Annotated in this window: 21 protein-coding genes; 11 read left to right on the top strand and 10 right to left on the bottom strand. The window is 67.6% G+C overall.

Features of this window, described 5'->3' with window-relative positions; all coding sequences use genetic code 11:
• Window positions 1-106 precede the first annotated feature (106 nt).
• A complete protein-coding gene (locus tag U1703_RS08680) occupies window positions 107-1528 on the bottom strand; it encodes a sigma-54-dependent transcriptional regulator (protein ID WP_332785367.1) in 1422 nt (473 codons plus the stop codon).
• A 244-nt stretch (window positions 1529-1772) separates the two neighbouring features.
• Here U1703_RS08680 and U1703_RS08675 point away from each other — a divergent pair, with 244 nt between their 5' ends.
• The 6 genes from U1703_RS08675 to U1703_RS08650 all read left to right on the top strand — a co-directional run bounded on the left by U1703_RS08675 (window position 1773) and on the right by U1703_RS08650 (window position 6390).
• Window positions 1773-1919 carry an aa3-type cytochrome c oxidase subunit IV gene (locus U1703_RS08675; RefSeq protein ID WP_320453097.1) on the top strand — a complete coding sequence of 49 codons (147 nt, stop codon included), beginning with the start codon at window positions 1773-1775 and terminating at the stop codon, window positions 1917-1919.
• Window positions 1920-1923: 4 nt separating this feature from the next.
• Window positions 1924-3051 (top strand): NAD(P) transhydrogenase subunit alpha, encoded by a 1128-nt coding sequence (locus U1703_RS08670; protein WP_332785366.1) that lies wholly within the window; start codon window positions 1924-1926, stop codon window positions 3049-3051.
• Window positions 3048-3503: an endonuclease domain-containing protein gene (locus U1703_RS08665; RefSeq protein ID WP_332785365.1), complete on the top strand. Its 456-nt coding sequence runs from the start codon at window positions 3048-3050 to the stop codon at window positions 3501-3503. The genes U1703_RS08670 and U1703_RS08665 overlap by 4 nt, the downstream gene beginning before the upstream one ends.
• Window position 3504: 1 nt before the next feature.
• Complete coding sequence (locus tag U1703_RS08660) at window positions 3505-3804, top strand: proton-translocating transhydrogenase family protein (protein ID WP_332785364.1); 300 nt, start codon at window positions 3505-3507, stop codon at window positions 3802-3804.
• Between the two features lie 8 nt (window positions 3805-3812).
• The gene (locus U1703_RS08655; RefSeq protein WP_332785484.1) at window positions 3813-5327 is read left to right on the top strand and encodes an NAD(P)(+) transhydrogenase (Re/Si-specific) subunit beta; all 1515 of its coding nucleotides are present in this window, start codon (window positions 3813-3815) and stop codon (window positions 5325-5327) included.
• A 142-nt stretch (window positions 5328-5469) separates the two neighbouring features.
• Complete coding sequence (locus U1703_RS08650; RefSeq protein ID WP_332785363.1) at window positions 5470-6390, top strand: winged helix DNA-binding protein; 921 nt, start codon at window positions 5470-5472, stop codon at window positions 6388-6390.
• 75 nt (window positions 6391-6465) lie between these two features.
• On the opposite strand, the gene U1703_RS08645 is transcribed toward U1703_RS08650, so the two are convergent.
• Together U1703_RS08645 and dapF are read right to left on the bottom strand one after the other, a co-directional pair.
• Window positions 6466-7290, bottom strand: a complete 825-nt coding sequence (locus U1703_RS08645; protein WP_332785362.1) for an oxygenase MpaB family protein — start codon at window positions 7288-7290, stop codon at window positions 6466-6468.
• Between the two features lie 108 nt (window positions 7291-7398).
• Complete coding sequence (gene dapF, locus U1703_RS08640) at window positions 7399-8334, bottom strand: diaminopimelate epimerase (protein ID WP_332785361.1); 936 nt, start codon at window positions 8332-8334, stop codon at window positions 7399-7401.
• 113 nt (window positions 8335-8447) lie between these two features.
• On the opposite strand from dapF, the gene U1703_RS08635 reads away from it, so the two are divergent.
• The 3 genes from U1703_RS08635 to U1703_RS08625 all read left to right on the top strand — a co-directional run bounded on the left by U1703_RS08635 (window position 8448) and on the right by U1703_RS08625 (window position 10691).
• On the top strand, window positions 8448-9011 hold the full coding sequence (locus tag U1703_RS08635) for a helix-turn-helix domain-containing protein (RefSeq protein WP_320453104.1): 564 nt from the start codon (window positions 8448-8450) through the stop codon (window positions 9009-9011).
• On the top strand, window positions 9008-9796 hold the full coding sequence (locus tag U1703_RS08630) for a glutaminyl-peptide cyclotransferase (protein WP_332785360.1): 789 nt from the start codon (window positions 9008-9010) through the stop codon (window positions 9794-9796). The genes U1703_RS08635 and U1703_RS08630 overlap by 4 nt, the downstream gene beginning before the upstream one ends.
• A gap of 391 nt (window positions 9797-10187) precedes the next feature.
• Complete coding sequence (locus U1703_RS08625) at window positions 10188-10691, top strand: Rrf2 family transcriptional regulator (RefSeq protein WP_332785359.1); 504 nt, start codon at window positions 10188-10190, stop codon at window positions 10689-10691.
• On the opposite strand, the gene U1703_RS08620 is transcribed toward U1703_RS08625, so the two are convergent.
• The 7 genes from U1703_RS08620 to U1703_RS08590 all read right to left on the bottom strand — a co-directional run bounded on the left by U1703_RS08620 (window position 10629) and on the right by U1703_RS08590 (window position 20329).
• Window positions 10629-11840 carry a DUF1501 domain-containing protein gene (locus U1703_RS08620; RefSeq protein WP_332785358.1) on the bottom strand — a complete coding sequence of 404 codons (1212 nt, stop codon included), beginning with the start codon at window positions 11838-11840 and terminating at the stop codon, window positions 10629-10631. The genes U1703_RS08625 and U1703_RS08620 overlap by 63 nt on opposite strands.
• A 9-nt stretch (window positions 11841-11849) precedes the next feature.
• Window positions 11850-13361, bottom strand: a complete 1512-nt coding sequence (locus U1703_RS08615) for a DUF1800 domain-containing protein (RefSeq protein ID WP_332785357.1) — start codon at window positions 13359-13361, stop codon at window positions 11850-11852.
• Window positions 13362-13613: 252 nt separating this feature from the next.
• The gene (locus U1703_RS08610) at window positions 13614-14711 is read right to left on the bottom strand and encodes a phosphatidylinositol-specific phospholipase C1-like protein (RefSeq protein WP_332785356.1); all 1098 of its coding nucleotides are present in this window, start codon (window positions 14709-14711) and stop codon (window positions 13614-13616) included.
• Window positions 14711-17392, bottom strand: coding sequence for a TonB-dependent receptor (locus U1703_RS08605; protein ID WP_332785355.1), 2682 nt, complete (start codon window positions 17390-17392; stop codon window positions 14711-14713). Before U1703_RS08605 ends, U1703_RS08610 begins: the two co-directional genes overlap by 1 nt.
• Before the next feature lie 218 nt (window positions 17393-17610).
• Window positions 17611-18357 carry a Crp/Fnr family transcriptional regulator gene (locus tag U1703_RS08600; RefSeq protein WP_332785354.1) on the bottom strand — a complete coding sequence of 249 codons (747 nt, stop codon included), beginning with the start codon at window positions 18355-18357 and terminating at the stop codon, window positions 17611-17613.
• Window positions 18354-18737, bottom strand: coding sequence for a response regulator (locus tag U1703_RS08595; protein WP_320453111.1), 384 nt, complete (start codon window positions 18735-18737; stop codon window positions 18354-18356). Before U1703_RS08595 ends, U1703_RS08600 begins: the two co-directional genes overlap by 4 nt.
• Window positions 18734-20329, bottom strand: a complete 1596-nt coding sequence (locus tag U1703_RS08590; RefSeq protein WP_332785353.1) for a sensor histidine kinase — start codon at window positions 20327-20329, stop codon at window positions 18734-18736. The genes U1703_RS08595 and U1703_RS08590 overlap by 4 nt, the downstream gene beginning before the upstream one ends.
• A 244-nt stretch (window positions 20330-20573) precedes the next feature.
• Here U1703_RS08590 and U1703_RS08585 point away from each other — a divergent pair, with 244 nt between their 5' ends.
• On the top strand, window positions 20574-22976 hold the full coding sequence (locus U1703_RS08585) for a DUF3772 domain-containing protein (RefSeq protein ID WP_332785352.1): 2403 nt from the start codon (window positions 20574-20576) through the stop codon (window positions 22974-22976).
• A gap of 129 nt (window positions 22977-23105) precedes the next feature.
• The gene (locus U1703_RS08580) at window positions 23106-25526 is read left to right on the top strand and encodes a TonB-dependent receptor (protein ID WP_332785351.1); all 2421 of its coding nucleotides are present in this window, start codon (window positions 23106-23108) and stop codon (window positions 25524-25526) included.
• The last annotated feature ends 44 nt before the right edge of the window (window positions 25527-25570 follow it).

The raw sequence follows: 25570 nt of genomic DNA, 5'->3' as shown, positions 1-25570 counted from the left end.
GGGGACCAGCGAAGCTGGTGGAGGGGGTGTGTCGCTATCGAGAGGGTGACACCCCTCCGTCAGGCCTGACGGCCTGCCACCTCCCCTTGCAGGGGAGGAATAATCTTTACGCAGCGTTGTCGATGCCCAGTTCGCCCAGCTTGCGATAAAGCGTCGAACGGCCGATCCCCAGCCGCCGGGCGACCTCGGTCATGCGGCCGCGATAATGGCCGATCGCCAGGCGGATGACATCGGCTTCGATATCCTCGAGCGGGCGCAGATTGCCGTCGGGGCGGAACAGGTTGATGCCGCCATTATGCGCTGCCTGGCCGCTGCTCGCGCTGACCGAGGGGCGGTCGCCGAGCGAGGCGATCTGCGGGAAGTCGGCGGGCGTCAGTTCATCGCCCTCGCACAGCACGGCGGCGCGGAAGAGGGCGTTCTGCAACTGGCGGACATTGCCGGGCCAGTCGTAACGGCGCAGCAGGTCGAGCGCGTCGTCGGTGATGTCGAGATGGCGCAGGCCCGGCTGCTGCGCGATCCGGCCGAGCAGGTGGCGGGTCAGCGCGGGGACGTCGGCGGCGCGGTCGCGCAAGGGCGGCACCGCGACATGGACGGTGTTCAGCTTGTAATACAGGTCCTCGCGGAACCGCCCGGCCTCGACCGCCTCGAGCAGGCGACCATCGGTGGCCGCGATGATGCGCACATCGACCTCGCGGGCGTGGCGCGCGCCCAGCGGCACGATCGTCGCGGATTGCAGCATTTCGAACAGCCGCGCCTGGGTTTCGAGCGGCATGCCCGACACCTCGTCCAGGAACAGGGTCGATCCGTCCGCCTCGACCATCTTGCCGATGCGGCGTTCGAACGCCCCGGCAAAGGCACCTTCCTCATGGCCGAAGATGATGCTGTCGAGCAGGTTGGCGGCGGTCGCGGCGCAGTTAACGCGGATCATCGGCCGTTCGGCACGGGGGGAGGCGGCGTGGATCGCCTCGGCCAGCGATTCCTTGCCGACGCCGCCCTCGCCCTCGATCAGGACGGCGACCCGGGCGCGCGCCGCCTTGGCCGCGACGCCGAGTGCGGCGCGGAATTCCGGCGTGTCGCCGACGATCTCGTCAAAGGCGAGGAGCGCGGGGATCTTCTCGGTCAGCGGGCGAAGCTCGCCGCTGGTCTGGCCCGCGACACAGGCCTCCAGCGCGGCGAGCAGGCGTTCGGGGGCCAGCGGCTTGACCAGGAAGTCGGTCGCGCCCGCGCGCATCGCCGCCACCGCCTGCGCCACCGAGTCGTTGGCGGTCAGCATCAGGATGGGCAGGTCGGCGCGCAGCGCGTGCACATCGGCGATCATCTGCGTCGCATCGGTGCCGGGGGCCCAGTGATCGATCAGGACGGCATCGAGTTCGCGCCCCTGGGCGGATTCCAGGACGGAGGCGGCCATATCGGCATCGGTGGCGAACAGGGTGCGCCAGCCGCCACGCTGCGCCAGCGCGGTGATCAGCCGACGCTGGGCCGGTTCGTCATCGATCAGCAGCAGCAGACGTTGGCCGTTGCGCGTCATAATATGTCCTGTGGTCCCAATTCAGGGCGGTATACCGCAACTTTGTTAAAATCTGCGTTAATTCGGGACAATCTCTTTTCGCGGCGCATGACCGGGCCGGCGGCATTTTCTTTTCGCGGTGCGGGCCGCGCGGGGGCGGATCGGCACGTTTCGGGGTTGATCCGTCCGGGGCGGTGAATAAGCTTCGGACAGGACAGGCGGGCGGGTAACGGTTTCGCACGAACGACAAGCGGAGGTGAGGATCATGGCGGGCAACGACACCGGCATTCCGGGAGGCACCGGCGAAATGAAGGCGCATGTCGCCACCTACGGCCTGATGATCGGGATGCTGAAATGGGGCGCGGTCGCGGTCGCCATTCTGGTGGCGATCGTCCTCTGGCTGATCGCCTGATCCCGTGGGCTTACGGATCGCGGTCCTTCATGAGACCGTAGCGGGCGAAACCCGCGTCGCCGCCACGCCGGAGACGGTGAAGAAGCTGATCGCACTCGGCGCGACCCTGGCGGTCGAGCGGGGCGCCGGGGTCGCCGCCGGGATCGCCGATGGTGATTACGAGCAGGCGGGGGCGATGCTGGCCGACCGGGCGGCGGTGCTGGCGGGCGCGGACATCGTGCTGGCGGTGCAGGCGCCCGATCCCGCGACGCTGGGCGGCCTGCCACCGGGTGCCTGGGTGGTCGGTGCGTTCGACCCGTTTCGTCGGACGGAGACGGTGGCGGCCTATGCGGCGGCGGGGCTGGAGGCGTTGGCGATGGATTGGATGCCGCGCATCACCCGCGCCCAGTCGATGGACATATTGTCGTCCCAGTCCAATCTGGCGGGTTACAAGGCGGTGCTGGAGGCGGCGAGCGCCTATGGCCGCGCTTTCCCGATGATGATGACGGCGGCGGGCACGATCCCGGCGGCGCGGGTCTTCGTGATGGGCGTCGGCGTGGCGGGGCTCCAGGCGATCGCGACCGCACGGCGGCTGGGCGCGCAGGTGTCGGCGACCGACGTGCGATCCGCCACGCGCGAGCAGATCCAGTCGCTGGGCGCCAAGCCGATCTTCGTAGAGGGTGTCGCGGGCATCGAGGGCGAGGGCACCGGCGGCTATGCTGGCGAGACCAGCGAGGAATATCGCCGCGCGCAAGCGGAACTGGTCGCCGGGCATATCGCCAGGCAGGACATCGTCATCACCACCGCGCTGATCCCCGGCCGCCCCGCGCCGCGCCTGGTGACGGATGCGCAGGTCGCGACGATGCGGCCGGGCAGCGTCATTATCGACCTGGCGGTGGAAGCGGGCGGCAATGTCGAGGGCGCGGTGCCGGGCGAGGTCGTCCAGCGCCACGGCGTGACGATCGTCGGCCACCGCAACATGGCCGGTCGCCTGGCGGCGGACGCCTCGGCTCTGTTCGCGCGCAACCTGCACAATTTCCTGGCGGCCTTCTGGGACAAGGATGCCGGACGGCCCGTGCTGGACGCGGAGATCGGCGATGCGATCCGGCTGACCAGGGGTGGCCAAGTGGTGAACCCGAGGCTCTCGCAATGATCCTCCCCGGAACGGGGAGGGGGACCGGCGAAGCCGGTGGAGGGGGCGTGCGGCCAATACGTCGTCCCGAAGTATCACTGGCCCGCAAGTTGCGGCGGGTGATGACGTTGCCGGAGGTCATGCTCTGGCAACAGCTTCGCGGTTCTCCCGGCGGTCTGCGCTTCCGACGACAACATCCGATGGGATGCTACGTCGCCGATTTCTATTGTTCGAAAGCGCGCATGATCATCGAAGTCGACGGTGCCATTCACGGCGTCGAAAAACGCCTGGTCCGCGACACGGGGCGCGACCGATATTTGAACGATAACGGGTACAGGGTCATGCGGATCGGAGCCGCCGACATCCTGCGCGATGCCGAGGCGGTTGCCGCCTCGATCGTCTCGCTGGCGGCGGCCGCCCTCCACCACTCGCCGTCGGCGAGTGGTCCCCCTCCCCGTTCCGGGGAGGAATAGCATGGACTTCATCTCAATCCTGTCGATCTTCGTGCTAGCGTGTTTCGTCGGCTATTATGTCGTCTGGTCAGTGACGCCCGCGCTGCATACGCCGTTGATGGCGGTGACCAACGCGATTTCCTCGGTGATCATCGTCGGCGCGCTGATCGCCGCCGCCGCGTCCTCCGGGGCGACCGGATCAGGCGTGGCCAAGTGGCTGGGGCTGGGCGCCGTGGTGCTGGCCAGCATCAACATCTTCGGCGGCTTTGCGGTGACGCAGCGGATGCTCGCCATGTATCGCAAGAAGGAGAAGCGCTCGTGATCGCCCCCGTGCCGCCCGCGCCGCTCACCCCTGCGGTCGAGGCCGTTGCCGCGAACCCCTGGGTTTCGCTCGCCTATCTGGTGGCGGGGGTGTGCTTCATCCTGGCGCTGCGCGGGCTGTCGAGCCCGACGACCAGCCAGCGGGGTAACCGCTTCGGCATGATCGGCATGACCATCGCGGTGGTCACGACGCTGGTGACGCATGTGCCGATGCGGTCCGAAGCCTGGCCACCGGGCAATCCGCATGATCTGTTGATCGATTGGACGGCCGCTTTCGAGATCCTCGCCGCCATCGGCCTGGGTGCGGCGATCGGCATCACCACCGCGCGCCGCATCGCGATGACCGCGATGCCGCAGCTGGTCGCCGCCTTCCACTCGCTCGTCGGCCTCGCCGCCGTCGCGGTCGCCTGCGCCGCCTTCCTGAACCCGGTCGCCTTCGACATCGCCGACATGGTCGTCCCGATGATCGGCCAGCCCTTTGCCAGCATCCATGTCGTCAGCCGGGTCGAAATGGCGCTGGGCGTGGCGATCGGCGCGATCACCTTTTCCGGCTCGGTGATCGCCTTCCTCAAGCTCAACGGCAATATGGGGGGGAAGCCGATCCTGCTGCCCGGCCGCCATGCGCTGAACGCGGGGCTGCTGGGGGCGATCGTCCTCCTCGTGGCGATGTTCACGCGCGACCAGGCGCCGTGGATATTCTGGACGATCACGCTCCTGTCCTTCGTCATCGGCTTCCTGCTGATCGTGCCCATCGGCGGCGCGGACATGCCGGTCGTGGTGTCGATGCTGAACAGCTATTCGGGCTGGGCCGCCGCCGCGATGGGCTTCACCCTGCACAATACCGCAATGATCGTGACCGGCGCGCTGGTCGGCAGTTCGGGCGCGATCCTGTCCTATATCATGTGCCGGGCGATGAACCGCAGCTTCGTCAGCGTGATCGCGGGCGGCTTCGGCGCGAGCGATGCGGGGGGCGGGGCTGCGGCGGCGATCGACCGGCCGTGGAAGCGCGGCAGCGCGGAGGACGCGGCCTTCCTGATGTCCCAGGCCGAACAGGTCGTGATCGTCCCCGGTTACGGCATGGCGGTGGCCCAGGCGCAGCATGTCCTGCGCGAGATGGGCGACCTGCTCAAGAAGGAGGGCGTGCGCGTCAAATATGCCATCCACCCGGTCGCGGGGCGGATGCCCGGCCATATGAACGTCCTGCTGGCCGAGGCGAACGTGCCCTATGACGAGGTGTTCGAGCTGGAGGACATCAATGCCGAATTCGCGCAGACCGACGTGGCCTTCGTCATCGGCGCGAACGACGTGACCAACCCGGCGGCCAAGACCGACAAATCCTCGCCCATCTACGGCATGCCGGTGCTCGACGTGGAAAAGGCCAAGACGGTGCTGTTCATCAAGCGTTCGATGGGCGGCGTCGGCTATGCCGGGGTCGATAACGAACTCTTTTATCGCGACAACACCATGATGCTGCTGGCGGACGCCAAGAAGATGGTCGAAGAGATCGTCAAGGCCCTCGGTTGAGGGACTGATTCGAAGCCGACGTCGACTCCCGGACGTCGGTTTCGGTCGCGAGGAAGGGGGGCGTGCCGATGCGGCGCGCCCGTCCCATCTTCGCGACGGGAAGCAAGGACGCGCCCGTCTTGCGGGCGTGCGGGGGAGCGGCATGGACGAACAGGATCTATATGGCGGCGGCTTTGCGGTCGTGGCGATCGGCGTGTCCGCACTGGCCGGCGCGACGAGCGATCTCGTGCGTCAGGCGGGCGGGCGAGTGCTGCGCCACATCGCCTGGCCGGACGTGGCCGACGAGATCGGGCAGCAGGCCGGGCGACCGCTGCTGCTGGTCGATACGCATGGCGCGGAGGCTTCGGCCATGGACTTCGCGCTCACCCGGATCGACGCGGTGGCGACCGCGCTCGACCTGCCGGTCGTGGTCAGCCTGGCAACCAAGGACATCGATCTGGTCGCCGCGACGCTGATCGGCCCGCGCGTGTCCCATTTGTGCGATGCCAGCCAGCTCGAACTGGTCGCGGCGCTGGCGATTGCGGGCGCGAGCAACGGCGGCGCGACCATGGTGCATGCGCATTTCCGCGAGGGGGAAACCGAACGGCTCCGGCGGCTGAACGCCGAGGTTGCGCGGATCGCCGAGGCGCTGGCCCGCCTATCGGTGCAGGAGGATGAGGATCGGCGCGGCGGTGTCGGCGACCGGCATCAGAGCTTTCACGCCGCCCCCGCCAAGGCGCAGCCGGGCGACGCCGAACTGGTCCGCCGGATGATCCGGGTGCGCCGCCTGCGCGACGGACTGTTCGGCAGCGGCCTGTTCGAGGAGCCCGCATGGGACATGCTGCTCGACCTGTATGCCGCGCATCTGGAGGATAATCGCGTGTCGGTGTCGAGCCTGTGCATTGCCGCCGCCGTGGCGCCGACGACTGCGTTGCGCTGGATCGGCCGGATGACCGAGGCGGGATTGTTCGCCCGCCAACCCGACGCGGCCGACCGCCGCCGCGCCTTCATGGTGCTGACGGACCGCGCGCTGGAGGGGATGCGCGCCTATCTGGTCGCATTGCGGCGGTTGGGGGCCTTGTAGCGCTGGCGGATGTGCGCGCTTTGGCAGATACCGCCGGAGGCCTGGTCCTGCCCCGGCGATCGGCCCGGCCGCCTGTTATCCCGCCAGTGCCCAGCGGATCGCACCGCCCAGCCGCCGCGTACCCGCCCGGATCGCCGGGCGGACCGCGCCGTAACCGTCCAGCCCGTGCAGCCTCGCCGCCCAGTCGGGCAGCAGCGCGATACCCGCCTGGGTCAGCCAGGCGCTGACCGGGGCCAGTGCGGGGCTGGGCGCGGGCTGGTTCAGCAGCGTGCGCGCCACTGCCCGTGTCCGCGCATCGACGCGCAGTTCCGGCCGGATCGAGTCCAGGAACTTCGCCAGTTGATGACGGTCCTCCGGCACGTTTTCAGCCCCCAGCCGCTGGGCGATCGACGCCATCTCGGCGAGATACCGGTCCGCCTCGGCATCGGGGAAATCCGGATCGCGATAGGTGCGATGCGCGCGCAGGAAGCTGTCCACTTCGGCGGCGTGGACGAAGGTGAGCAGATGCGGATCGTTGGCCGAATAGGGCGTGCCGTCGGGCAGGGTGCCGCCGACCCGGTCATGCACCGCCCGCACCCGCGCGATCATTCGCTCCGCAGCGTCGGTCGCGCCGTAAGTGGTGACGGTGATGAACCCGGCCGTGCGGCGCAACCGTCCGGCCATGTCATGGCGGAAACCGCTATGATCCCATACCCCGGCCAGCGCGGCGGGGTGCAGCATCTGGACGAGCAGCGAGGCGATGCCGCCCGCCATCATCGCGGTGAAGTCGCCGTGTACCACCCAGGTCGCCGAACCCGGCCCGAACAGCCCGTCGTCGCCCGACGGTCGCGTCAGGTCGAGTTCGCGCGACCCGACGACGTCGCGTATCTGGTCGGCGATCTGGCGACGCACTGGGAGCATGTGTGAAGAACGCGCCGGAGGGCGGGGTGTTGCGTGAGCGGGGTGGGGCTGTTCCCAACCGTCTTTAACGCCCGGCTCTATCGATGCGGATGGCGGAAAGAATGCGCGTCACCCGCGCTTGGCGGCCTCCCATGCGGCGATTTCATGGGGAAAGCGCTGGTCGACGATAAGGTCGCTGGCCGTCTCGCTGGCCAGGTCGACCTCCACCGAGCCCGTCCATTCATAGGTCGCGTTGCCCGACAGGGTGACCATCCCGTCTTCTCGCGCAAAGGCCCGCACCAGGCCGCCGCGGTTGAACACCACGGTCGGCACGTCCCAGGCGATCCGTCCGGTCAGGCAGGCCGCATAGGTCGACGCGGCCATCGCGCTGCCGCAGCTGTCGGTCAGCCCGACCCCGCGCTCGAAGGTGCGCACGAACAGCGCATCGCCGCGCACCTCGACGAACGACACGTTCGCCCGGTTGGGCAGCCAGTCGGGGGCGGCCTCACAAAGCGTGCCCAGCCGGACCAGTTCGGCCTCGTTCACCGTCCCGGTGAAATGGACGAGATGCGGGTTGGGCATGGTGACGGCGGTGAAGCGCCGTTCGGGATCGAGCATCGGCAGCACCGCGTCGATCAACGTGTCGGGCGCACCGACGATCGGCCAGGCGGCGGTGGACAGCCCGGCGGGCCCGGCCGTCTCGCGCACCGTATAGACGCCGGGTGCCAGATCGGCGTCGTGGACGGCATCGGCGTGCGAGGTCTTCAGCCGCACCGTCGCCGCTTCCATCCCCAGCGCCTCGAAGCCCGCGCGCGCGACGCAGCGCACGCCGTTGAGGCAGGTTTCCGCCTCGCTGCCGTCGCTGTTGCGCATCACCATGCCGAACGCCGCACGCTCGTCGCCCGGCACCAGCAGGAGCAGACCGTCGCCGCCCACCGGCCCGCGCCGATCCGCCAGCGCGCGTGCGACGCCGGCCCATTCGGCATCGCTCAGCGTCAGGGCGCGGGCGTCGATCATCGGAAAATCATTGCCCGATCCGTGGCATTTGACGATCTCGAACCGCATGGCGATAACTCCGACAGGACAGGGTTCGGCGCTTAGCCCAGCCGGCGCAGCTTCGCCAGACGGGCAGAAGCGGGACGGGTGGGCGCGGAAGGGGCGATGGAGGGGAAGAGGCGATGATTACCGCGATCCGCGAGGTGCGCCGCGCCAAGGGCATGACGCTGGACGATGTCGCGCGCGCCTGTTGCCCGCCCACCACGCCGCAGACGATCGGTCGGCTGGAGATGGGAACGCGAACCGTCTCGCTGCCCTGGCTCAACCGGATCGCCGCGGCGCTGGGCTGTACCACCGCCGACCTGGTCACCATGCCGGTGCGCGAGACCCTGCCCGTCGCCGCCCTGCTGGGTCCGCGCGGGGCGGTGGCACCGCGCAGCGCCCGCGCCATCTCGCCTCCGTGCGCGACGCCGGGCATGCTGGCGGTGACGGTCACGGGGGCGGTCGGCGATTATCGCGCGGGCGATGAGCTCTGGTGCGAGCCGCTCGGCCCCGATAGGTTCGCCGACGCCATGAATCGCGATATCCTCGTGCCCCGCCCCGCCGGTGGCTATGTCTTTGCCCGGCTGGCGGGTTTGCTGCCGGACGCGTTGCACCTGTTGCCGCTGGAACCGGGAGCGGCGGGCGTGGCGGTGCCCGCCCCCGCCTGGATCGCACGGGTCGCGCGGCTGGTGCGTACGCTGTGATCCGCGCCTTTCTCCCGCTGGTGCTCGCGCTGGCCCTGCCCGCCGCCGCGCAACAGGCGGTCCAGACCGCGCCCGCCACACCGACACCCCCCCCGGTGGTCAAGCCCGAGCTGGTCCGTGCCTATCCCCACGACACCACCGCCTTTACCGAAGGGCTGCTGATCGCCGACGGCGCGATGTACGAAAGCACGGGGCGCGAGGGGCAAAGCGTCATCCGCCAGGTCGATCTGGCGACCGGCCGGACGCTGAAGAGCGCGACGGTGCCCGACGGGCTGTTCGGCGAAGGGATCGTCGCCTGGGGCCGCGAGCTGCGCAGCGTCACCTGGCATGGCGGGCGCGGTTTCCGCTGGAGCCGCCCGGCGCTCAAGCGGACCGGCGAATGGCGCTATGACGGCGAAGGCTGGGCCATGACCGATGACGGGCGGCAGATCATCCTGTCGGACGGCAGCCCGCGCCTGCGCTTCCTGGACCCCGCCACGATGGCGGTCGCGCGCACGCTGGACGTGACGGTCGACGGGCGCCCCTTACGCAACCTGAACGAGCTGGAATATATCGACGGCGAGATCTGGGCCAATGTCTGGATGACCCGCTATATCGTGCGGATCGACCCGCGCAGCGGAGCGGTGGTCGGCGTGGTCGACCTGGGCGACCTGATCGCGCGGGTCGGGCTGACCGATCGCGACTCGGTCGCCAACGGCATCGCCTATGATCGGGTGAAGCATCGCATCTTCGTGACCGGCAAGAACTGGCCCGAATTGTTCGAGATCCGATTGCCGGGCCGCTGAGGCAGGGGGCTCGGTTTTATACCTCCCCTTGCAAGGAAGGAATGAAGGGGGCTGCTTCCGCTCTGTCGCGGCGGACTTGGCTCTGACGCCGTTCGTGCACCGCGTTTCAGGCCGACCTAAGGCGTAATTCGAACATCCGCAGTCGCACCGGTCCAAGTTGGTAGCGATGTTCCGACCTGTCTCCTATCACGGCGCCACCGACCGTCCCGGCCATCCTGTTCAAAAAATGCGCGGATATCTGGGCCGCCTCGGACGTTACCGTCGTGGAACAGCACAAAATAACATGGATTATAGGTTCGCCAGTCGTCATGATGAATCATGACGATCGCGATCAGGGCCCGATCATTCGGGAAATCCAGTCGGAATTGCGTCTGTTGAGGAGCGCCGTTACTTGCCGACCAGTACCCGATTCGTCGTGTCGCTCCATATGCTGGCCCTGATGGCCGAACATGGCGAGACACCCCTGCGGTCCGAAGATATCGCCGTCAGCGTCAATTCCAACGCGGCGGTGGTGCGTGCCTTGCTGCTGCGGCTGGCGGCGGCGGGGCTGACGCGCTCGCAACTCGGCAATCGCGGTGGTGCGATGCTCGCCAAGCCGTCCGCCGATATCCGTCTGGTCGATGTGTACCAGGCGGTCGAAGACCGGAATTTCTTCGCCTTCCACCGTCAGCCGCCACAGGGTGAGGGGCTGATCGACCGGCACATCACCGCCAGCCTGGAGTCGATGCTTACCCCGGTGCGCGAGGCGCTGGAGGACAAGCTGGCCGGGCTGACGCTGGACGACGTGCTGGACGACATCCACGGCCGGGCCGGGAACGGGGGCGCGAGTGGATCAGACCAGATTCAGATCCGCCGGACGCACATCGGGAAAGAGCGTCGCCAGGCGGTCGGCTGACAGGCCGAACTGGCGTGACACCAACCCGCCGATAAGCGCGCGATAGTCGGTCAGCACGGGCAGGTCGCGATTCTGGTTCAGCGTGGCGGCGGACAGTGCGACCTGCTCGCCTGCCATACGTCCGCCCGACACGCCGCCGCCCATCACCCAATAGATGCTGCCATGGCCATGGTCGGTCCCGCGATCGCCATTCTCGCGGAAGGTGCGACCGAACTCCGACACGACGACGACATTGGTGGTGCGCCACGCATCGGGGCCGATCGCCTGCGCAAAGCTGGCGAGGCCGCGGCCCAGGTCTCCCATTCGATCGGCCAGATAGCCGGTCGCGCCGCCCTGGTTCACATGCGTGTCCCAGCCGCCGACATCGACAAAGGCCAGGTTGAACTGGTCGCGCATCAACGTGCCGATCCGCTGCGCCGATAGCGCAAAGCCCTTGGCCGAGACGGCACCGCGACTGGCGGCCTTCATCTCCTGGTCCAGCGTCTTGTACACGGTGTCGCGGACGGTGAAGCCTTCGCTGACCGAACGGGCAAGGTCCGGGTGCCCGGCATACATGCTCTGGATCAGCGCGGCCTGGCGCTGGTCGATCGGCTTGCCGACATTGGCGAGCGCGAGGTTGGGGATCGGGTCATCGCCGCCCCGGAAGCACAAAGGCAACTGATCGGTGAAGGCGATCGGCTTCTCGGCCGTGCCCAGGATCCCCGCCAGCCGCGCCATGAAGCCCGAGCCGTAATCGCGGTGGCCACCGACCGGCTGGCCCAGCTCGATCGTGTCCTGCGTTTCGAAATGGCTGCGGCTCATGTCGTCGGTGCCCGCGAAGGGGACGAAGGCGATCTGCTTCGCCTGCCATAACGGCAGGATCGAGTCCTTCAACGCCGGGTGCAGTGCCCAATCGGCGTCGAGCGGCAAGGGGGCATTGGGGTTGGCCGGATCGGGCCTGGGCAATGCGATGGTCGGGCGCGACTGGCGGTAGAAGTCGCTGGTGCTGGGCACCACGATGTTCACCGCGTCATAGGCACCGCGCAGGAACACGACCAGCAATCGGCTGCCCGCCTGCGGCGCGGCAAAGGCGCGGCCCGCCATCACCATGGGGGCGAGCGCGGCGGCACCCTTCAACAGGTCGCGGCGGTGCAAATGGGGGATCATCATGACATCCTCCTATCGGTGCATGAATTCGGGCGAGGAGAAATACAGCGCGTTCCACTCGGCGGGCGACCGCGCCTGGGCCAGCGCGGCCAGGGTCGGCTTGCCCAGCATCGGCATCCGCGCGGCGACGATGGGGGAATCCTTCAGCACCGGCACGGTGGCGGGCGGCGGCGGGGTTCCGGGCGCGGCGTCAGGGGCCTGGAACAGCCGCGCCGCGCCGTTGCCGAGTTGTCGCGCGATATCGAACCGCGTCGCCATCTGCCCCGGCGCGGACCAGGCGGCGCTCGACAGGTCATAGCCGTCGGGCGTCTCGTGGTCGTACAGCCCTTCGCCCATCTGGCGGATCCAGCCGACCACCGGCTGCGGATTGGTGATCGTCCGGTCGCCATAGGCCAGCCGCACCGCCGACAGCGTATAGCCGACCGGATCCTTGAACCCGCTGCCCAGCGAGCCCGACACCTCACGCGAACGGATCATGGTCTTCAGCACCTCGGCGATATCGCCATGGGTCTTTCGGAAGGTCGCCGCCATCCGGTCGACCAGGGCGGGCGGCGGATCGTCGCCCATGAAATAGGTCGCCAGTTTCAGCGAGACATGATGCGCCGTCGCCGGGCTCTCCGCGATCAGGTCCAGCGCCTGCTCGACCTCGTGGAAGCCGGAGCCCTGGATGGTGTGACCCAGGAAATGCTTGGTGCCGAAGTCGTGGCGCGCCGGATTGAACTCGAACAATCCGGCGCGGATGTAGAGCGGTTGAAGCTCCGGCTTCAGCTTGGGCGCATCGGGCTTCTGGTCGACGCCGACCCCGGTCAGGATGCGCGCCAGCTCCTGCACGTCCTGCTGGCTATAGCCCGAGCCGACGCCCATGGAGTGCAGCTCCATGATCTCGCGCGCATAATTCTCGTTGATCTTTCCTCGCGCATTCTGGTCATTGTCCAGATAGCGCAGCATGGCCGGGTGGCGCAGCGTTGCCTCCAGCAGGTCGCGGAAACGGCCCAGCGCATGGGCGCGGATCGTCTCTTCATAATCGCCGACCATCGCGCGAATGTCGCGCTTGCCCGCCTGCACGTTGAAATGGTTGAACCAGAACCAGGTCATCCGCTCGCGCAACTGGTCGGGCGAATAGAGCGCGCGCAGCACGAAGCGTTGCCGCGCCTCGTCGGCGAGCCCGTTCATCGCCTTCTGATAGGCTTCACGCGCGGCCTTTTTCTGGTCCGGGTCGGTGATCGCCTTCAGGTCACGCTGCATCGCGTCGGTCTCGACGACGAGCGCGGCCACCCGTTCGCGCGAGATGCGCATGGCGTCGATCTGCGCCTGGACCGCCGGAGGCAGGGGATCGATGCGGCCGTCGAGCTGGTCACGCAGCCAGGCGTCGCTACCCGGCGCGGGGCCGGTGACGGGCGCGGCGGACGGACCCCAACCCAGCCGTTCCGCCCAGGCGGCGTCGCGCGCCGGATCGGCGGCGTAAGCGGGCATGGCTGTCACCAGCGCCGGGACCAACATCCAAAGGCTCGCGGTTCGCACCATGCACCGCTCTCCGTTCCTGCCCGGCACCGATCGAATGGGCGCAGGCTTCGTCGGAGACTAATGTGATGCAAAGAGGCTGAACCCCGGCTTGCCCGGAGATGAAAAGGGCGTCAGCGGTCCTCCACCTTTTCCTCCCCTGAAAGGGGAGGGGGACCATCCGAAGGATGATGGAGGGGTGTCGCCCGCTCGAGAGCGGGACACCCCTCCGTCAGGCTGCGCCTGCCACCTCCCCTTCGAGGGGAGGAAGGGGTATCACTTCGGCAGCTTGCAGCCCGTTGCCCGCGTCACCGGGTTGCACCGCTCCATCACCCCGCCGGGCAGGGTAACGGTGAATCCCTTGTTCCAGGCCCGCGTCGGCGCACCGGGATAGTAATCGGTGGACACCGCCTGCGCACCGCTGTCGATCGCGGCCTGCTGGCGGGTGTGGTCGTTCGCGCGCGCCTCGACCGTGTCGGCATCGGTGCGGGTGCGGACGATGAAGCCCTGTTTCACCCACGCCTTGATCCTGGCGCCCTCGGTGCGCGGATCGCCGACGATCTCGACCGAGGCCTCGGGCTGGTCGGTGTCGTACCAGCCGAAGATCGGACGGCCCTTCAGCGAAGGGTGCCCGGCGCGGTAGCGATCGGACACATCCGATGGGGTATCCAGCACGAAGTAGATTTTCCCGCGCGCGCTCTCCAGCGTCGGCCAGCCCCTGGTCGTGACGGCTTCACGCAAGCTCTTCGCGTTCCCACGCACGTCGTCGGGGGTAATGATCCGGTTCGGCGTCAGCACGTCGCGGATTTCGGCATCCAATGCATCGAGCAGCGGCGCGGTCAGCGGCAGCGGATCGGTGACGCCGGGCTTGTTGATCGGCCGGTCGGCGGCGTTGATCGTCACCATGATCGGCAGGTGGCGCGGATGTGCGCGCGACCAGGCGTCGATCTGGCCGATGCACTGCTTGAAGGTGCCGCAGGAGCGATAGTCGACTTCCGGGATGTGGAAGACCTTGAAGCCCGGCTTCATCATCGCCGCTTCGTCGAAGCCGGTCTGTTCGCCCGCCGCCCGGGCCAGCTTTTCGCCCATCGGATGCGCGAAGCGACCCCCTTCGGGATCGGCGAAGATGTCGATCTCCACTTGGCGCACGCCCCGGTCGAGCTGCTGCGCCAGGGTCAGGTGGTCATAATCCAGCGCGGCGGCGAGTTTCGGGTCGCGGCGCTCCAGCTCGGCGAAGACCGCGGGCGCGATCCGCTTCTTGTAGCTGTTGTGCGAGCCGACGACCTGGATGTCGTTCATCCGCAGGGGTTTCTGCGGGGCCGGGGCGGCGGCGGTCACGAGGACCGCCGCCAAAGTGAGGAAGACCTTGGTCATCAGAACTCCGCCCGCACGCCGAACAGGATCGTCCGGCCGTAATAGTTGATCTCACCGAAGCGCAGATCGCTGTCGTTATAGGTGTTCTGATGCGCACCCGCGATGTTGATGCCTTCCAGGCTGAGCGTCAGGTTTTCGGCGGCGCGCACCGACAGCTGGCCGTCGAGCGAACCAAAGGCGGCGACATAGGTGGGGGCCTGCACCGTGCTGCCCGTGCTCGACAGATATTTGTCGCGCCAGACATAGGAGAGCCGCGCCGACAGCGGCCCCTTGTCGTAGAAGCCGACCAGGTTGAAGCTGTTCTTCGACAGGCCGATCAGCTGGTCCTTGATGCTGCGCGAACCCGCCGTGTAGTCGGCATTCACCTCGGTATGGGTATAGGAGCCCTGCACGCCGAAGCCGTCGAACGGCGCGGGAAGGAAGGTGAAGACCTGGCTGTACGCGGCTTCCGCGCCATACACCTTGGCATTGCCGCCGTTCACCGAGGTCGACAGGCGGACGATGCCGCGACCCGGAATGGTGATCTCGGTATTGTCCTGGGTGATGTAGTTGTCCATCGCCTTGTAGAAGACGGCACCCGACAGCATCCCCGACGGCGCGAAATACCATTCCAGCGACCCGTCGAACTGGGTGGCGAGGAACGGCACGAGCTGCGGGTTGCCGCCGCTGGCGGTCGGTGCGTCGGTCGACACGGTGATGCGCGGCGCGGTGTCGGTGACGTTGGGGCGGGTCAGCACCCGGCTGGCGGCCAGGCGACCGACCAGTGACTGCGACAGGTCGGCGCGCAGGTTGAAGCTGGGCAGGACGTTGTTGAACGTCTTGGGATAGCTGACCGGGGTGAAGGCGCTGCCCAGGGTCAGCGTGCCGCTCGCCACCTGATCGGTATGGACATAGCGGACCCCGACATTGCCGGTGACGGGCACGGCGCCGGCATTGAACTGGTAATCGGCGCGGACATAGGCGGCGGCGATCTTTTCCGACACGACGAAGGACGAACGGCGGTCGCCCAGCGACAGCGCCTGGCCCTGGATCGCGGGGGTGAAGAAATTGCCGACATAGGCCTGGGTGACGGGCACCAGCCAGTTGCGGATGCCGTTGCCGTCGACGCCCTTCAGGAAATCGTCATAAGGCATCTGCTGATACGCGCCCGCGCCGTAATTGGTCAGCGGCTGGTTGGTGCCGGTGTCGATCAGGTAATCGCGGCGGAAATAGTCGCGCTTGCGCCAGTGATATTCGCCACCCGCCTGCAACTTGGACAGGAAGCCGTCAAAGTCACGGGCGACATCCAGCCGCGAGTAGAAATCCCAGTCCTTGCTGTCCTTGGGCGCGATGTTGAACTGGAACAGCTTGTAATTGGCCGGATTGGTGAGGTCGACCGGCGTCGAGAGGGTCGGCATGTTCTGATAGCCGGCGCTGGCGTCATAGGTCAGCGGCGCGATGAAATAGGCGCGGCTGCGCACCGTGCCGGTGCGGTAGTCGGGGTGATAGCTGTGCGCGGCCGACCAGTTGACGTTGGCGGTGACATGCCAGCGATCGGGATTCCAAGCCTGCTTCAGGCCGATGGTCAGCAGGTCGTGGCGGTTCAGGCTGTACTCGCGCGTCGCCATGAAGCGGGCATTGGCGATCGTCGCCTTGGTGATCGTGTCGCCGACCACGGTATAGCCGGGCTGGAGCACGGTCGGCAGCTGCTTGACACCGCCGATCGTGACGTTGACGTCGTCCGGATAGATATCGAGGCCGAACTCGTCATAGGCGACGTCCAGGCGGGTGGCGACCACGTCCAGCGTCGTCTGCAATTCCGGCGTCGGCTGCCACTGGGCCGAGACGATGCCCGAGATGCGCTTGCGGTCCTCGGTTTCGACGGTGGGGCGGGTGCGGGTCGGCGAATAGAGACCCGCAGGCGCGCCGCCGCGCGCCGCATCGGTATAGCGGTTCAGCAGCCAGCCGAAATTCATGAAGCGGTCGTTGCGGACCGTCTTGCCCCAATATTGCGCGCCCGCCAGGATGCCGAAGGTGCCGTCGCCATTCTTCGCGCTGGTCAGCACGGTGACGTTGGGGCGCACGTCCTTGGTCTGGGTCGTATAGGTGCCGCGGATGTTGACGGTCGTCTTGTTGCCGACTTCCAACGGGCGGAAGGTCTTGACGTCGATATTGCCGCCCAGCGCGCCTTCGCTCATGTCGGCGGTCGGGGTCTTCACCACGTCGATGCTGGAGGTGAATTCGGCGGGCAGCATCTCGAAGCGGAACTGACGCCCGGCCGCACCGCCATTCTCGATCAGGTCGTTCAGCGCGATGGTGCGGCCGTTCATCAGCGTGTTCTGGAACTGCGGACCCAGGCCGCGCACGCTGACATACAGGCCTTCGCCGCGCGGGCGGGTGATGGCGACACCGGGGACGAGCTGCAGCGCTTCGGCCACGTTCTGGGTCGGGAACTTGCCGATATCGGTCGAGCTGATCGAGTCGACGCCGTAAGCAGCGCGGCGCTTCGTCTCGATGCCCGCCGCCAGGCTGCGCGCATAGGTGCCGTTGACGACGATCTCGTCATTCTGGCCATCGGCCGCCTCCGCGGCCTGCGGCGCGGCGGCGGCCGTGGCGCTGGTGTCCTGCGCCTGCGCAGCGAGCGGGCCCGTCGCCAGGATGAGCGAAACCGAAGCCTTCAGCAGGCTGCGAAACGTAAGCATGATCGTGGTCCCCCATCGGCTCTTCTGCCGGTTCTGTGGGGGCGTTAGGGTTGGATGGTGTCAGCTTGGCGAAATATTGATGACATTGGTATGAAATTGGTGCGGTTCGTGCACCAAATCATCATTATGTGGTGAATGGCCATGAAACGATGTTCCTCCCGCGCCGAAAGGGGCGAGGCGGGGCCATGACCGGATGCGGCGGTGCAGGTGGTTTCGGCTCAGCGCCCTGCGCCGGTGACCTGCGGGCTCTGACGCCCGATGGTCCGTGCGGTGCGCTCGGGATCGCGCAGCAGGACGCGGCCCGATTTCCACATCAGCTCGCCGTCGCGCCGTGCCTGCTGGATCATGCGGTTGACGTGCACCGGGGTCAGGCCCAGTGCGTCGGCCAGCATTTCCTGGGTCAGCGGCATTTCGAAGCTGCCGCCCACGGTCAGCCCCGCCAGCGACAGCCGCTCGTAGATTTCCAGCAGGAAATCGCTGATCCGCTCCTGCGCGTTCAGGCGGCCCAACTGGACGACATGGCCCAGCAGGTAAGCCTCGTCGAGCGCCCGCGCGACGGAATAGGCCTGTGCCAGGCCCGATCCGGCGGGGGCACGCGGCGCGGTGCAGACGGTGCACTCGGTCAGTGCGACGACGGTGGCCGTGGCGATCGGCATCGCCTGATATGTCGCGCCGATCACGTCGCCGGGCAGGAAGAAGCTCATGAACTGACGCCGCCCATCGGGCAGGATGCGCACCCGCGCGGCCCAGCCCTGAAGCACGATCAGCGGCTCGGCGACCGGCCGCCCTACGGTCAGGAAGCTATGGCGCACGGGATAGGTGCGCGGCGTCTCCATCGCGGTGCGCAACAATGCCAGGTCGGACGCCTCCAGCGTGGCAAGGGCGGACAGCCGGCGCAGGCCGGGCGCGAAAAGGTCGTCGGAGGTGTTGGCGGCGGTCATGCCGATCGAGAGGGGGCGGGTCATGCGCGTCCTTTGTCGGGCATCAGCGCGCCGATCGCGCGGATGACGCGATCGGCCTGAAAGGGCTTGGCAACGATCGGGGCGGATCGATAGGCGGCGGGCAGGGCCCATTCGTCATAGCCGGTGAGGAAGGTCCAGGGCACATCGCGCGCCGACAGCCTGTCGGCGATCTCGAACGCCCGCTCGCCTGCCAGATTGACGTCGAGCACCGCGGCGTCGAGCGGCTGGGTCTCGGCCAGGGTCAGGCCTTGTTCCAGTGTCGCGACCGGCCCGATCACGATCGCATCGGCGGCGCGAAGGGCCCGCTCCAGATCGCGCGCAATGAAATACTCGTCCTCGACGACGAGAATCCGTTTGTCGGCCAGCGGCGATTGGCGGTTCATCCCTCTAGGCTCCGGTTCGACGCGTCGGCGTCGTCACTTATCCATGGTAGCGTTATCAGGCACGATACGCCACCACCGCGAAAGTCCAGTCTGGTCCGCGCACCCAGCCCATAGGGCAAGGCTTCGCGGATCAGTTCGGTCCCGAATCCCTGGCGTACCGGCGGGACCGGCATCGCTGGTACACCCGTTTCATCCCATTTTACAATCAGTTCGCATTCGCCATTTGATTTAGGTTCAATATCCCATGTGACGGTGAGCCGCCCGGCGGAATGGCGCAGCGCCCCGTATTTCAGGGCGTTCGTGGTCAGTTCGTGAACCGCCAACCCCAGGGATTCCGCCGTATCGGCGGGCAGCGCGACATCGGGGCCCTCGATCAACAACCGGTCATCCTCGATCGCGCCGACGCCCAGCAGCTCGTCGCGGATCAGGTTTTCCAGGTCCACCCGGCCCGACCGTGTCTGGGTCGCGACCACCTGCGTCCGCGCGAGCGAATCGAGCCGTCCGCGGAAATGGTCGGCGATCTCGTCGATGGGGCCGCCATTCTCGACCGTGCGGGTGAAGATCGACCGAACGATGGTCAGGATGTTGCGCACCCGGTGCTGAAGCTCGGCGACCAGCGTTTCCTGCCGTTCGCGCAGGCGGCGCAGCGTGTCGATATCGGTCGAGGTGCCGAACCATTCGACGATCCGGCCATGATCGTCGCGCACCGGCGTCGCGCGCGTCTTGAACCAGCGATACCGTCCGGTCTGGCCGTGGCGCAGCCGCCCCTCCATCGCCAGATCGCCATGTTCGCCAGCGCCTTCCCAATAGCGGCGCGCGGCGTCGCGATCGTCGGGATGGACCGCCGCCAGCCAGCCATGGCCCAGGCTCTCCTCGACGCTGAGGTCGGTCATCGCGACCCATTGCGGGCTGACCCAGGTCCATTGCCCGTCGCGTGTCGCCGTCCAGACGAGTTGCGGGATCCCCTCGATCAGGGTCAGCAGGCGGCGCTGGCTGTCCCGCGAGGCGACCTCGGCACGCTTGCGCAACAGCGCCTGGACGATGGCAGGGGCCAGTTCCTCGGCGATCGCCCGCTCACGCTCGGTAAAGCCGGTCGGATGGTTGCCGAGCGCGAACATCGCAAAGGTCTCGCCGTCGCGGCGCAGCGGTACGCCCAGGAAATTGTGCAGCGGCGGATGCCCCTCGGGCGTGCCGACCCGGTTGGGGTGGCTGGCCGGATCGTTCACGATCAGGCTGCGGTCCTGAAGGATGACTTGGCCGAAAATGCCGTGGATGTTCAGCCCGTTGGGCAACTGGCGCTGGCGGAGTACGGGGTCCGCGCCTTCATAGGCCGCCCAGCCGCGCTCGCTGATCGCAATATGGTCCAGCCGGTCATGCGACTCGCGCCGTTCGCCGAAGAAGCTGAACGCCGCGCCGGTCAGGTCCTCGGCGACCTCCAGGCACAATCGGCCCAGTTCCTCCTCGGTCGAGGCACGCAGCGCTTCCTGGAGGATGCGATTGATGCCCGCCAGCACATGCGCGTCATGCGATCCCGGTCCGGTCGGCGGAATGGTCAGGGTCGTGTGCCCGTGGAGCGAAGCGAGATCAGTCATGCGCCAAAAATTCCCGAACACTCCCAACGATCCCGACGGGTGCGGGCTCCTTGATACACCCGAAATCGGATCAGGTGGCAATCGCACGGGCCCGGACAAACGGCTCTAGCGCGGGATACGGAAAGGGCAAACCGGCTGCCTCTCGCCTGTCGCGGCGCGCCGGGCTATGAGCCGGGGCTCCGCAATTCCGGGCCGGTCCATGTCCATATCGCTTCCGTCTTCCTTCCGTCTCCGGCGCACTCTGTTGCCGATCGTCATGCTGCTGCTGGCGCTTGCGGCGGTGCTGGCGGTGGCGGGGCGGGTGCAGGCGCAATCGCCGGCCAATCCGGCGACCGCTTCGGCCGCCAAGATCGCCGAGGCGGAGATCGAGGTGCGGTCGGTCGACCACGCGCTCGACCAGCAGGTCGACGATGCGGATCGCCGCGCGCTGCGGGACCGGGCGCAGGGGGCGAAGGACGTGACGACCCAGGCCGTCTCCGACCTGTCCGAGCAGCTGGCGCTCGTGAATGCGCGGATCACCGGGCTGGGTCCCGTCACCCCCGGCGAGATCGAGGCCCCCGAGCTGAGTGCCCAGCGCAAGAGCCTGGGCAGTCTGCGCACCACGCTGGACGCCGCGATCAAGCGGGGGCGGCTGGCCGGGGTGGAGGCGGGGCAGCTGGTCGACGAGATCGACCAGAGCCAGGCCGAACAGTTCAGCGAAAAGCTGTCGACCAAGGCGCCGTCGCCGCTCAGCCCGGGATTCTGGATCGTCGTGCTGGACCAGGCGCCGCGCGACCTGCGCCGGGTCGGCCTGTTCCTGCAACAGGGGCACGAGCAGATTTCGCGGCAATGGCGCGGTGGCGTGCCGTGGCACGCGCTGCTGGGCTTTGCGGTGGCGATCCTGCTGCTCGGCCCGGTCCGGCTGGCCGCGCACCGGCTGGCGCAGCGCCGCCTGATCGCCGAGGCGCCGCCCAGCCGGGTGCGCCGTTCGGCCTATACCTTCTGGCGGGTGGCGGTGGGCACGCTGTGTCCGCTCGCCGCCGCCTTCGTGCTGGTCCAGGGACTGCGCTGGTCGGGGTTGCTGCCGCAACGCTGGACCGGTTTCCTCAACGGATTCGTCTTCGCCACCGGGATCGCGGGGTTCACCGCCGCCGTGACCGGTGCGGTGCTGATGCGCAGCCAGCCGTCCTGGCGGATCGCGCCGATCGACGACGAGACCGCGGCGCGCTTGCGGCCGCTATCCTGGGGCCTGACGGTCCTGACCTTCGCCACCGCCGTCATCGGCGCGTTCGAACTGGCGATCGGCAGCAGCCGCAGCGCCACGGTCGCGACGCAGGCGACGATGGCGCTGTTCCACCTGCTGCTGATCGTCGCGACGCTGGTCGTGCTGGGCCGTATCCGCGCCCGCCGCGCCGCGCAGAACGACACGACCAGTGCGGGCGTCAGCGCGGGGTTGAGCGTCGCGGCGTTGCTGGCCTGGGTCGCGGTGGTGATCGCCGGGCTGGCGCTGGTCATCGGCTATATCTGGTTCAGCTATTTCGTCGCGCTGATGATCGGCTGGACCGTGCTGCTCGGCTCGGCGCTATACCTGATGCTGGTCGCGGCCGACGATATCGCGACCACCGTCTTCGTGCGTGACAGCCGGATCGGCGTCACCCTGACCCGTGCGCTGGGCATTCGCGGCGCGATGGTCGACCAGTTCGGCCTGGTCCTGTCGGGTATCGTCCGGCTGGCGCTGGTCCTGCTCGCCCTCGGCATGTTCCTGCGTCCGTTCGGGGCGAGCGGCAATCCGGGCGCCATCTTCGACCAGCTCGCGGCGGTCGCCGACGGGATCAAGGTCGGCAATGTCTGGATCTCGCCGGGCGCGATCCTGCGCGGGCTGGCGGTGCTGCTCGTCGGGCTGGGGCTGGTGCGCGCGTTCATGCGCTGGCTGGAGCAGCGTTACCTGCCCGCCACCGACCTGGACGGATCGGGGCGCAACTCGGTCAGCCTGGTCGCGCGTTATATCGGCATCGCGCTGGCGGTCATCTGGGCGCTCGCCTCGCTCGGCATCGGGGTGGAGCGGATCGCCCTGCTGCTGTCCGCCCTGTCGGTCGGCATCGGTTTCGGTCTTCAGGCGATCACCCAGAATTTCGTTTCCGGCCTGATCCTGCTGGCCGAGCGGCCGATCAAGATCGGCGACCTGATCCGCGTCGGCACCGATGAGGGCGATGTGAAGCGGATCAGCGTACGGTCGACCGAGATCGAGCTGGCGGACCATTCGACGCTGATCGTCCCCAATTCCGAGCTGATCACCAAGTCGGTCCTCAACAAGACGCTGGCCGGGCCGCTGGGGCGCATCCAGATTCAGTTCTCGGTGCCGATCGAGACGGATGCCGACCTGGTGCGTGGCATCGTGCTCGACTGTTTCTCGGCCGAGGCCGCGGTGCTGACCGATCCGATGCCCAAGGCGTTCATCGACTCGATCATCGACGGGCGCATCCACTTCAACTGCCTGGCGCATGTCGAAAGCCCGCGCGCCGCCTATGGCACGCGCAGCGCGGTCCTGTTCGCGCTCCTCGCCGCGCTGCGCGACAAGGGCATCGAGATCGGCACCCTGCCGCAGAAGATGGAGCTGGTGCGCCATAGCGGGACGGCCGCCCATGGCAGCCCGGCCCAGGCGGGGTAAGATGAAACCAAGATGAAATGAACAAGTTGGGATTGGTCATAGAAAGGTAACACCAGCTTCTTCGAGCCCTCCTATCCGCGCGGCTAGCGACGACCGGCAGGTCGATCGGGGGATAGGAACAACAAGACCATGAACAGCAACTTCATTCGCGCTGCGCTGCTGGGCGGCACCGCGCTTCTGGCCGTGGCGGGCACACCCGCTTTCGCCGCCGATGCCAAGCCGGCCGATCCGACCGCGACCAACGCGCCCGCCGCCGATCCGACGGTCGCCGATCCCGCCGATGGCGGCCAGCTGAAGGAAATCGTGGTCACCGCGACCAAGCGCGAGACCAGCCTGCAAAAGACACCGATCGCGATCTCGGTCATTGATCCGACCGTCCTGAAGGACCGCCACGTCCAGAGCCTGCTCGACCTGGCCGACGGCACGGTGCCGTCGCTGCGTGTCGCCACCTTCGAGGCGCGCCAGTCGGCGCTGACCGTCGGTATCCGCGGCATCGTGCCCTTCGACCAGAACCAGACCGCGCGCGACACCGGCGTCGGCGTCTATTTCGACGGCGTCTATGTCGGCCGCTCACAGGGCCTGAACGCCGCGCTGTTCGACATCGAGCGCGTCGAAGTGCTGCGCGGTCCGCAGGGCACGCTGTTCGGCCGCAATACCGAGGGCGGCGCGCTGTCGATCGTCACCGCCAAGCCGACCGGCAAGTTCGGCGGCTCGCTGACCGCAGGCTTCGGCAATTACGGCGCGTACAACACCGCCGCGCACGTCAACCTGCCCGAGTTCAACAATATCTCGATCAAGCTGGACGGCGTGATCCAGCACCAGAACCCGTTCGTGAAGAACCCGCTGCCGGGCAGCGTGGGCTGGGGCGCGTTTAACCGCGTCGGCGGCCATGTCGCCGCCGTCTGGAAGCCGGTCGACGGCTTCTCGGCCGAACTGTCCTACGATCAGGCCAAGGACGAGAACACGCCCTTCTACAGCCAGCTCGTCAACTATAACCCGCGCGGCCTGCCCGTCGCGACGCTGGCGCAGATCAACGCCAATGGCGGCAAGCTGCCCGCAGGGACCATCGCGCCGCTGTCGCCGCTGGTCGTGGTGTCGGGCGACAACCGCATGAAGACCGCCGATATCGGCGTGCCGCAGCAGTACAGCCTGGACCGCACCCACGGCTTCTCGGCCAAGCTGAACTATGACGTGGCGCCGGGCCTGGAGCTGCGCTCGATCACCGCATGGCGCGGTGTCTCGACCGATCAGTGGGACAATTCGGGCGGCGCGCACCGCACCGTGTTCCTGCCGAACAGCAAGTTCAGCCGCTACAGCCTTTCGTTCATGCAGCAGCATCAGTTCAGCCAGGAATTCCAGGCGGTGGGCAGCCTGCCGCAGCTCGATTACGTCGCGGGCCTGTTCTACTTCACCGAAAATGCGCGCGAGACGGCGGCGACCCCGTCGAGCAACCAGTGGAATGCCGACGGCACCGGCTATACCGTCCTGTCGCCGATCGTGACCGGCACCGTCACCTCGGGCAACCAGGGCTGGGCGCCGGGCTCGCTGTTCCTGCAACGCGGCAGCTTCGCCCGCGCCTATAGCTATGCCGCCTTCGCGCAGGCGACCTATACGCCGGAAAGCTTCGACGCCTTCCACCTGACGGTCGGTGGCCGCTACACGAAGGACAAGCGCAACGGTACGCTGTACCTGGTGCAGGGCAAGTCGACCAACTTCCCGTTCACCTTCGACAACAGCCGCTTCGATCCGATGGTGACCGCGGCGTTCGACGCCAGCGACACCGTCCACCTCTATGCGAAATATTCGACCGGCTACCGCGCGGGCGGTGCCAATGACCGGTCGCAGACCTTCGCGGCGTTCGGTGCCGAAGCGGTCAAGGCCTATGAGATCGGGTCGAAGATGGACCTGTTCGACAAGCGCGTCCGCCTGAACCTGGCCGGGTACATCATGGACCGCACGGGCACGCAGATCGACTTCGACAATGTCGACACCAACCCGGCGAGCCCGACCTACAACCTGCACACCGAGGAAACCCGCAATGCGCCGGGCACCTCCAAGATCCGCGGTGTCGAGGCCGACCTGACCACCAACCCGATCGAGGGCATGACGGTCGGCGCGTCCTATGCCTATACCTATACCAACGTGCCGGCGACGCCGAACCCCTTCCTGGGCGGCGCGCTGACCCAGGTGTTCGTGGTCTATACGCCGCGCAACGCCGCCTCGGCCTATGTCGATTATGAAGTGCCGCTGGTGGGTTCGGAGGCCAAGGTCCGCTTCCACCTGGACGGCAACTATGCCGACCCGGTCTACAGCTTCCAGAACGAGACGACGCGGACCGACAAGACGTTCGTGATGAACGGCCGCATCGCGCTGGCCGACCTGCCGCTCACCGAGAACGGCACGAAGATGACCATCTCGCTGTGGAGCCGCAACCTGCTCAACAACACCTTCATCTATCGCCGCTCGGCCGCCAACGCCGCGACGCTGGGCGACTATGCGAACTTCAACCCGCCGCGCACCATCGGCCTGGAGGGTACGGTTCGCTTCTAAACCTGATCGGGTTCCCTTCCCGACTTTCGGGCCGCCCTTCGGGG

The organism is Sphingomonas flavida (genome assembly GCF_036663655.1).
Lineage (GTDB): Bacteria > Pseudomonadota > Alphaproteobacteria > Sphingomonadales > Sphingomonadaceae > Sphingomonas.
This window is presented reverse-complemented; position numbering and strand designations above follow the sequence as displayed.

What these genes read in the sequence shown, in the direction of transcription:
- U1703_RS08680 (WP_332785367.1), bottom strand. Translation starts at nt 1,528, where the DNA reads ATGACGCGCAACGGCCAACGTCTGCTGCTGCTGATCGATGACGAACCG.
- U1703_RS08590 (WP_332785353.1), bottom strand. Translation starts at nt 20,329, where the DNA reads ATGACTGATCTCGCTTCGCTCCACGGGCACACGACCCTGACCATTCCG.
- U1703_RS08580 (WP_332785351.1), top strand. Translation starts at nt 23,106, where the DNA reads ATGAACAGCAACTTCATTCGCGCTGCGCTGCTGGGCGGCACCGCGCTT.
- U1703_RS08610 (WP_332785356.1), bottom strand. Translation starts at nt 14,711, where the DNA reads ATGACCAAGGTCTTCCTCACTTTGGCGGCGGTCCTCGTGACCGCCGCC.
- dapF (WP_332785361.1), bottom strand. Translation starts at nt 8,334, where the DNA reads ATGCGGTTCGAGATCGTCAAATGCCACGGATCGGGCAATGATTTTCCG.
- U1703_RS08635 (WP_320453104.1), top strand. Translation starts at nt 8,448, where the DNA reads ATGATTACCGCGATCCGCGAGGTGCGCCGCGCCAAGGGCATGACGCTG.
- U1703_RS08650 (WP_332785363.1), top strand. Translation starts at nt 5,470, where the DNA reads ATGGACGAACAGGATCTATATGGCGGCGGCTTTGCGGTCGTGGCGATC.
- U1703_RS08600 (WP_332785354.1), bottom strand. Translation starts at nt 18,357, where the DNA reads ATGACCCGCCCCCTCTCGATCGGCATGACCGCCGCCAACACCTCCGAC.
- U1703_RS08605 (WP_332785355.1), bottom strand. Translation starts at nt 17,392, where the DNA reads ATGCTTACGTTTCGCAGCCTGCTGAAGGCTTCGGTTTCGCTCATCCTG.
- U1703_RS08615 (WP_332785357.1), bottom strand. Translation starts at nt 13,361, where the DNA reads ATGGTGCGAACCGCGAGCCTTTGGATGTTGGTCCCGGCGCTGGTGACA.
- U1703_RS08620 (WP_332785358.1), bottom strand. Translation starts at nt 11,840, where the DNA reads ATGATGATCCCCCATTTGCACCGCCGCGACCTGTTGAAGGGTGCCGCC.
- U1703_RS08595 (WP_320453111.1), bottom strand. Translation starts at nt 18,737, where the DNA reads ATGAACCGCCAATCGCCGCTGGCCGACAAACGGATTCTCGTCGTCGAG.
- U1703_RS08660 (WP_332785364.1), top strand. Translation starts at nt 3,505, where the DNA reads ATGGACTTCATCTCAATCCTGTCGATCTTCGTGCTAGCGTGTTTCGTC.
- U1703_RS08675 (WP_320453097.1), top strand. Translation starts at nt 1,773, where the DNA reads ATGGCGGGCAACGACACCGGCATTCCGGGAGGCACCGGCGAAATGAAG.
- U1703_RS08665 (WP_332785365.1), top strand. Translation starts at nt 3,048, where the DNA reads ATGATCCTCCCCGGAACGGGGAGGGGGACCGGCGAAGCCGGTGGAGGG.
- U1703_RS08645 (WP_332785362.1), bottom strand. Translation starts at nt 7,290, where the DNA reads ATGCTCCCAGTGCGTCGCCAGATCGCCGACCAGATACGCGACGTCGTC.